The organism is Neptuniibacter sp., assembly GCF_024231755.1.
Taxonomy (GTDB): domain Bacteria; phylum Pseudomonadota; class Gammaproteobacteria; order Pseudomonadales; family Balneatricaceae; genus Neptuniibacter.
In genome coordinates this window covers 1-1,714 of sequence record NZ_JAAEQH010000160.1, presented here as the reverse complement: position 1 = coordinate 1,714, position 1,714 = coordinate 1, and the positions used below count along the sequence as shown (strand labels likewise).

The window sequence follows — 1,714 nt, the reverse complement described above, 5'->3', positions numbered from 1 at the left end:
TGGTAGTAAGTTGTTTTTTCTTTGGTTGATGAGTTCACTCTGCTGAGTACCCTGCATCCTAATTCTTTTATCCTTTCGGTCCTCTATCTCTTGTTCTTTTTGACCCTCAGCATTAGCCCTTACTTGAGCTAACTGCATGTTAAAGTTAAACTCAGCCTGCATCAACTCTCTCTTAATTTCAGCTTCAGCTCTAAGTCTTTGTATTTCAAACTGAGACTTAGCTTGCTCTATGTTAACCTTTTCTTGTGTCAATGCCTGCTGTTTTTGAACCTCAGCAAATGCAGCCTTTTCAGCAGCCTCAGCATTAGCGTTGGCCTGAGCCTGAATGTTTTGTAACTGAGCCTGTCTATCTGCCTCAGCCTTCTTCTTTCTCTTCTGCTTCAGTACTTCGTTAGCAAGCTTTATATTCTGTATCTCTCGAATGTCTATAACATCCTCTATGTCGATGCCCCCAGACTTCAATGCAATCTGTATGTTTTGCTCAAGCTGCGCTTTTTCTTCATCCTCTGGCTCAAGCTCTAGGTATATACCAAAGTCATGTAGGTGTAACTTACTTATTTCTTGAAGCGTACCTACATTGTATGCACTTATAGCCTCCTGGAGTGAGTTATTTGTCAATGCAAACTCAATAGAATCCGCAATCCTTAGAGATATGTTTTCGCACGTTCTAGCGGCTAAATAAAGGCTAGACTGTAATATGTGTCGTGTCGCTACGTTTGATGCGTTAGCGGCAAGCTTTTGCAGCCCTACGAGTGTGTCCTCCATAGGTGCGCTACCGTCACGGGCCTCGTTAAGTCCTGTGACATCCCTAATCATTTGCAAGTAATACTGATAGGTGTTAATTAATGCCGATAACTTTGCCTGACCATTTGATGAACTTAGTTCTTGTATAGGAACCTTACCCCTATTCATGTCACCCTCCTGTGTCAGAGACCTACCAAGTATACTACCCGTTTGGAAGTACATGTTCAAAGCCTCTTGGGGATTATAACTTGTACCATTACCGAGGTCCACCTCAGCTAGTCCATCAATGTCTAAGTAAACCCCATCTGGAACTAACTTAGATATGACCTGCTGTATCTTTAAGTTTGTGATGTTTATCATATCAGCAAACCCAGTAATCTTACTTACCGTTGACTCTATCCTACCCTTGTACATTCTTGGGGCAGAGATAGCATAATTCATATTGACCTTTGTTGTGTCAGCGTATGGTCTTGTCATATTTTCCGACAGTCTCCAATCAATCATTTGGTCGTAACCAAGAATCTTAGCACCAGTGAACAACACCTCTATAGTCCTTGACACCTTCTTAAATGTGTCCGATGGTGGTGGGTCAAAAGAATCTGTCTTTTCTATAACCTTTTCTAAACCAACACCTGTTTGCTTTAGCTTAAACACCTGGTTCATATATGTCTTGTACTCAAAGTATAAAACCTGAACAGTATTCTCGTCATAGTCGTTCCAACCAACAACATAGTCGCTTCTGTTACCCATCTTGGATATTCTGTCCAACTCTTCCTCAGAGATTGATGGGTATTGCTTTTTAAGCTCTGGTATTGTTATAGACTTAACCTCACCAACATAGTAAATATCTTCAAAGTTTGGGTCCTCAGTGTAAGACCAAACCATTTTAGCTGGGTCGCAGTAGTCTACCACAACTCCTTCAGCCTTGTTCCAATCAGTTTTTACCGCAGCAATACCAAGAACTGTTAAG

The 1,714-nt window shown here is 41.3% G+C and carries 1 protein-coding gene; it reads right to left on the bottom strand.

Translation table 11 applies throughout. The features are described 5' to 3' along the window. Positions 1 to 1,714 (bottom strand): hypothetical protein (locus GY843_RS08805; protein WP_297308666.1); only part of this gene is annotated, 1,714 nt, incomplete at both ends.